Source organism: Burkholderia humptydooensis (assembly GCF_001513745.1).
Lineage (GTDB): Bacteria > Pseudomonadota > Gammaproteobacteria > Burkholderiales > Burkholderiaceae > Burkholderia > Burkholderia humptydooensis.
Window position 1 is genome coordinate 215,490 of sequence record NZ_CP013381.1, and the last position, 6,455, is coordinate 221,944.

Below are 6,455 nucleotides of genomic sequence, written 5' to 3' on the forward strand. Positions count from 1 at the left end.
CAAGGTTAACAGGATGCTGAAAAAGTTAACAGTTGTTCATCGGGCTTGGCCCGACCCCGAAGGATGAAGCGCACGATTCACGATTGCTACCCACGCCGGGGTAACATGGGCACGCGGCGGCAAACGAGGTCGGCCTGGGGAATGGTGCCCCGAGCCCGCTTAACAGTTGGACCCGCAGTCCTGCGCGCACCCCGGATTGTGACGACGGGCGGTCATGCCCGCGAGCACGCTTACCAGAATTCGATTACGAGGGCTGCTGTGCCGCTGCCATTGATCTGGCAGGAGGTCACTATGCAGGTTCTCTATCCTCGCTGCGCTGGACTCGACGTGCACAAGGACACCATCGTGGCCTGCGTGCGCTGCGTGTCCGCGCCGCAGTGTCACGAGGTGCGCAGCTTCGCTGCCACCACGAGCGGACTGCTAGCGCTGGCCGACTGGCTTGGCCTGCACGGCTGCACGCACGTCGCCATGGAAGCGACTGGCATTTATTGGAAACCGGTCTGGCACATCCTCGAAGGCCGGTTCGAGCTGGTCCTGGCCAATGCCAGGCACATCCGCAACGTCCCCGGACGCAAGACGGACGTGAATGACGCGACGTGGATCGCCGACCTGCTCGCACACGGCCTGATCCGCTCCAGCTTCGTGCCGCCTGCTGCGACACAGGAGTTACGCGACCTCACCCGCACGCGCAAACAGCTCGTGCGCGAGATCGCCCAGCACAGCCTGCGCATCCAGAAGGTGCTTGAGGATGCGAACCTGAAACTGGGCAGCGTGCTATCAAACGTGCTCGGTTGCAGTGGCCGCGCCATGCTCGACGCCATCGTCGCTGGCGAGGACGATCCTGAACGACTCGCTGCGCTCGCCCAGGGCAACGCACGCAAGAAAATGCCCGAACTGCGTGAGGCACTGCGTGGGCGCATTACCGCTCATCACCGGACGCTACTCAAGCTTCACCTGGGCGTCATCGAGGCCCTGCAACACACCCTCGCCGAACTGGACGTCACCCTGGGAAAAGCGCTGGCACCGATCCGGCAATGCGTCCGCCTGCTGAGCACTATCCCCGGCGTGAGTGACGTGACCGCCCAGGTCATCCTGGCCGAGGTCGGCGCCGACATGACCCGCTTCCCCGATGCCGCCCACCTGATCTCCTGGGCAGGCCTCTGTCCGCGGAACGATGAGAGCGCCGGCAAACGCCGAAGCACCCGCGTGCGCAAAAGCGCCACGTGGCTGAAAACCGCGCTCGTCACCGCCGCCTGGGCCGCCGTACGGGTGAAAAGCACCTACCTGCACGCCCAGTTCCTGCGTATCAAGGCAAGACGCGGTCCCAAGAAAGCCATCCTCGCCGTCGCCGCGTCCATCCTCACAGCGGTCTGGCACATGCTGTCCAACGGAGTCATCTATGCAGACCTCGGTGCAGACTACTTCTGTCGGCTTGACGCCGGAAAAACCATCCAGCGCCTGCTCAAGCGGCTTGCCGATCTGGGCTATCAGCCCCAGCCGACGCCTGACTCATGAACGCTTCTTACCAGCCCCTTGGACTCTTTTTGAAACCGTCTCTAAGAAGCTGTTGCGAAATTACGAATTAGGTCTGTTAACTTTTTCGAGAGGGTGTTAACTTCCTGTCTTGTTTTGCCTGCCAGGAAGCGATGCGCAAAGAACTGATAGACGACGAGCTGTGGTCACTCATCGAACCTTTGCTGCCGAAGCGAGCGCCGCGGAACCGCCGATATGCGGGACGCAAACCGACACCGGACCGGGCGGTGCTGACCGGCATCGTATTCGTGCTGCGCTCGGGCATCGCCTGGAATCTGCTGCCGCAGGAAATGGGCTGCGGCTCAGGCACGGCGTGCTGGCGACGGCTGGTTGCATGGCAAGAGGCCGGCGTCTGGCAACGCATCCACGAGACGCTGCTGGCCGAGTTGCGTCGCCGTGGCGAAATCGACCTCTCGCGTGCGCTCGTCGACAGTTCGTCGGTTCGCGCGATGCTGGCGGGAAAAAACCGGACCGAACCCAACGGACCGGCGCAAGCTTGGCAGCAAGCACCACCTCATCGTCGACGCGCAAGGCATCCCGCTCGCGGTCATCCTGACCGCCGCGAATTGCAACGACATCACGCAACTCGATGCGTTGGTCGAGGCGATTCCTCCCATTCGAGGAAAACGCGGACGTCCTCTGCGTAAACCGAAAATTGTTCAGGGTGACCGAGGCTACAGTTCCGAGCCGCACCGGCAACGTCTGCGCGAACGAGGCATCACGCCCTTGCTTGCCAAAATCGGTTCGCCTCATGGCAGTGGCCTCGGTAAAACACGCTGGTTCATTGAACGTTCCTTTGCCTGGCTTCATGCATTCAGACGGCTCAAGATTCGCTACGAACGGTACGCACACGTGCATGAGGCATTCCTCTCGCTCGCCTGCTGCTTGATTTGCTGGAACAAACTCAAGACAGCGTCCAATTAATTTCGCAACAGCTTCTAACAGGCTGTTGAAATTGGATACGGTGTAAACGGGCGCTGCGGGCGGTGCGTTAGAGATATCGTGTTCATGATCTTGGGCAGACGAGAGCGATGCGCGGAATGGACGAGATGCAAGAACCGCTGTTCACGACGGTGAAGCTGGAAGACTTCGTGCCGGCCGATCACCCGCTGCGGCCGCTTCGGCTGCTGGTCAATCAGGCGTTGAAGCGGCTCAACGGGCTGTTCAGCACGATCTATGCAGACAGCGGTCGAGCCTCGATTGCGCCTGAGAAGCTGCTGCGTGCGTTGCTGCTGCAAGTGTTTTATTCGGTGCGCAGCGAGCGCATGCTGATGGAGCAGATGCGCTACAACTTGCTGTTTCGTTGGTTCGTCGGGTTGGCGATCGAAGACGCCGTCTGGGACCACTCGGTGTTCTCGAAGAACCGCGATCGTCTGCTCGAGCACGAAGTGGTCGAAGCGTTCTTTACCGAAGTCATGAGCTTGGCCGACAAGCAAGGGCTGCTGTCCAGAGAACACTTCTCGGTCGATGGCACGCTGATCCAGGCGTGGGCCAGCCACAAGAGCTTCCGGCCCAAGGACGGTTCGGACGATCCGCCGGCCGGTGGCGGCCGCAATGTCGACACCGACTGGAAGGGCAAGCGGCGCAGCAACGAGACTCACGAGTCGAGCACCGATCCGGATGCGCGGCTGTTCAGGAAGAGCAAAGGCACGCCGTCCATCCTGTGTTACCAGGGGCACATCCTGATGGAGAACCGTTCGGGTTTGGTGGTTGGCGCGGTGGTCAGCCATGCCGATGGCTTTGGCGAACGCGCGAGCGCATTGCGCCTGCTCGATTGCGTGCCAGGCCGTCATGCCAAGACGCTTGGGGCCGACAAGGGTTATGACATGCGCGACTTTGTGCGGGATTGTCGTGCGCGCAAGGTGACGCCGCATGTCGCACGCAACGACGCGCATCAGGGCGGTAGCGCGATCGACGGGCGCACGTCGCGGCACGTCGGCTACGGCATCAGCCAGGTGATTCGCAAACGCATCGAGGAGCACTTCGGCTGGGGCAAGACCGTCGGCAGGATTCGACAGACCGTGTATCGCGGCATCAAGCGAGTCGACCAGCACTTCAAGTTGACGATGCTGGCGAGCAACCTGACTCGAATGGCCCGAATACTGGCGGCGGTGCCGCAGGGAGCAGTGAAATGAGCCGCCCAAACGCGACCGTCGCGCGGCAACGCGCCTGCTGGCCCGCTCGCCAGCAGGGCAGCCGCGACGATTTATCCGCAACTCAGCAGCCAATCGCATACGAAACCCTTTTAAACAGTGCCCCAGCCATCAAAACGAGGCGCTTTTCAACAGCCTGCTAAGGGTGCGATTCCCTTGGGCTACTCGACCAAGTATGAGTCGCGCAGCACGAGCGACTGCGACGCGAGACAACATCGTTGTCAGCCAAATTGTGACGACTGTATTTCGATCTACGTACTTTGCGCGACTTCGTCAACGGACATCAGATAGCAGCGCGGAGATTGCCCGGTGACCCGGCGGAACGAGCGCGACAGCTGAGTGTTGCTTTGGAAGCCGACTTCGATCGCGATGTCCAGCAGCCGCATATTTCCCCGACGCATCAGCCGTTTAGCTTTCTCGATTCTTCTTTCCGTGATGTATTTGCACGGCGACACGCCGAAATGATGCTTGAACGTACGGGAAAAATGGTACACGCTTAGCCCGACCACGCCAGCCAGGTCCCTCAAAGTGATCGACGAATTCAGATTTTCGTCGATGTGATGGGTCAGTCTTTGGTGCTGCGCGCTGGAGAATCTCTTGCCGCTCGCGTTGTCTTCGGTCGATTGAAGCCGGAGCATCTCGGACAGCAGCGCGACTGCCATGTGATCGTGAAAGTACGGCCATTTGTGGCGATTGGTCGCTGTGTCCACGATGTGCCGCATGAGCTTGAGCAGCACGTCGCCGGTGACGTTCATCGCCGGCTTGAGCATTGAGGACGCGCTGTCCACGAAGCCCATTTCGCGAGCATTCACGGCAAATATGAAATAGCTGACCTTGCCGCCCGAGCCGCCCTTGCAACGGAGCGCATGCAGCGGCGGCAAGTAGTCGAGCCCGACGTCGAGCCGGCGCGGCCCTGCGACGCGCCGCCCGTCGATCCACGTGCTGCCCGTGGACACGGCGCGCCGGTCGTATAGGAAAAACAGGTGGCGATTGCTTTCGATCTCGACCTGGTATGTCTCGGACAACACTTCGCACCGGTACATGCCGCATATGTCGGTCTGCATGAGCGGGATCACTCTCGCATGATCGCGGTCTTGATAGTGAAGCCATGTGGGCGCATCGGCTGAGACGGGGATGTTGTCGCGGGTAGTGACGGAATGCATGGGTGGCCTCAATTTTCTTATGCTTGCAACAAACGGAGTCACGGGTGAAAGCTCGGGCGAAAAGGGGCGCTTTGCGTAATGCTCGACGTGTTCCGCGGGGAAGCGCTCGAACAGAGCCGGGAGGCACAGGATGGAGTGAGGCGGAATGTGTGATGTCGTAGCGCATGATCCAATGCTATGCGGCCTGATTCGAAGGCGGTGAGCGAGCGTAGGCGCTTCCTGCGGACTCGCGCGAACTCGCTTTGACGTGGGCGAAGCGGGTGTTTGATTTAAGAAGTCGCTGTGCGCATCTTTCGGGCTCCTTGTTTGGGATGACGAAGAATCACTTTTCATTCGCTGACAGACGGGAATCAATGGCGAATATCGGTGAGCGGCTTCCGATAGCCGTTTTGTATTTTCCTGTTGGCTTGTGACCATCAGCACCATATGACTTATATAAACAAAAAACGTTCAAATCGAAATCAGCGCTTCATAAATTAGATGGCCGTCTCACGAGATAAAAATGACTTTTTCGGATTGCATTCTATTATTCGGAATGCAGCGTGGATGTAATGAAGCAATGCGCGTGCACTGATGCGGCGCGCCCCAATTGCGAGGGACTTTCCGCCATATTGGCATGTGCCCTCGTGCAATCGCGCCAAGGGCAGACAATGTTGCTTTCTTGCCGATTTCCCGGCTCGTCCCTCGATCAGCCCGGGCGTGCGTTGCGTCTGCCTTGCCGCGCATGGGTCTCGTGCGCCGGCAGCGCAGGGAGGGCGAGGCAGATGCGGGAGCTCGATACGTTGGACGATGCCGCGTCGCTGAATCGTGGGCGTCACGAGCGGCCGGGAATGCATCGCTAAACGAATGGCGGAATGTACCAAATGTGAGGCAATCAACCTTAACATGGAAAATAATTTGCGACTGGTTGTCAATCGTTGTCAATTGACGATCAATTAGATGTTGGCTATGTGCATGTTTCCAATGAATCGAGATGGATCGAGAGCAATTTTCAGCAAATTTCCGCAATGGAGATGGGGACGAGGAAACGCGGTTATAGACAATGTAAGCGCATATTCGATAAAGAGTTGCTCGAGTGGTCAAGATCCGAAGCGCTGCTCATCTGAACAGCGAGGTTAAGTCGGAGCCGCTCGCATTTTGTTCGTACGCGCGCAGTCGCATGTCTTTTCATGCGGCGCGCGCGTCGAGGCGCGCGTACCGCAGCCATTCATGGCAAGAAACCTTCACCGACGGCCCTGTCATTCACGAGGCGGCGCCCGGCAAGCCGTCGATGCTCGGCTCGTGACATGTCCGATTTCGAGCGGCAGCGGCTCGCAGTCGACGTGATCGCGAATGTTGTTGCGCAGCCGGATATTGATGTAGGTGTGACAAGGAGATACTCGATGATTTCCGATGTGAGCTGGCAAGTTTTCAGTGTCAGTCGAGAACTACCCACGGACGGATGCGTGACAGTGCGCCGGCGCATGAAGCCCGATGACTCCCACGTGCGACGCGCCGAGCGAAAAGGATGGCGCGCACTTCGTTCTCCGCGCGCGGCGGCATGCGGTCTCCTTCGGCGCGTCTGCACCGCCAGCCGGAACGAAAGCCAAAATAGGAAAGCGACATC

At 59.5% G+C, this 6,455-nt stretch carries 4 protein-coding genes; 3 read left to right on the forward strand and 1 reads right to left on the reverse strand.

Annotation, left to right across the window (positions count from 1 at the left end; all coding sequences use genetic code 11):
• The first annotated feature begins 291 nt into the window (after positions 1 to 291).
• The 3 genes from AQ610_RS19240 to AQ610_RS19250 all read left to right on the forward strand — a co-directional run bounded on the left by AQ610_RS19240 (position 292) and on the right by AQ610_RS19250 (position 3,668).
• A complete protein-coding gene (locus tag AQ610_RS19240) occupies positions 292 to 1,515 on the forward strand; it encodes an IS110 family RNA-guided transposase (protein ID WP_043283425.1) in 1,224 nt (407 codons plus the stop codon).
• A 131-nt stretch (positions 1,516 to 1,646) separates the two neighbouring features.
• Positions 1,647 to 2,457 (forward strand): IS5 family transposase gene (locus AQ610_RS34145; protein WP_085954782.1). Its coding sequence is split into 2 segments (ribosomal slippage): positions 1,647 to 1,996 and positions 1,995 to 2,457, totalling 813 coding nucleotides; the frame shifts between segments, so codons are not numbered across the junction.
• Positions 2,458 to 2,573: 116 nt separating this feature from the next.
• Positions 2,574 to 3,668: an IS5-like element ISButh5 family transposase gene (locus AQ610_RS19250; protein ID WP_006029868.1), complete on the forward strand. Its 1,095-nt coding sequence runs from the start codon at positions 2,574 to 2,576 to the stop codon at positions 3,666 to 3,668.
• Between the two features lie 269 nt (positions 3,669 to 3,937).
• Here the strand turns inward: AQ610_RS19250 and AQ610_RS19255 are convergent, their stop codons facing one another.
• A complete protein-coding gene (locus tag AQ610_RS19255) occupies positions 3,938 to 4,849 on the reverse strand; it encodes a helix-turn-helix transcriptional regulator (protein ID WP_231748972.1) in 912 nt (303 codons plus the stop codon).
• Between the last annotated feature and the right edge of the window lie 1,606 nt (positions 4,850 to 6,455).

Excerpts from the sequence above, each read along its gene's own strand:
- AQ610_RS19240 (WP_043283425.1), top strand. The coding sequence starts at position 292 with ATGCAGGTTCTCTATCCTCGCTGCGCTGGACTCGACGTGCACAAGGAC.
- AQ610_RS19250 (WP_006029868.1), top strand. The coding sequence starts at position 2,574 with ATGGACGAGATGCAAGAACCGCTGTTCACGACGGTGAAGCTGGAAGAC.
- AQ610_RS19255 (WP_231748972.1), bottom strand. The coding sequence starts at position 4,849 with ATGCATTCCGTCACTACCCGCGACAACATCCCCGTCTCAGCCGATGCG.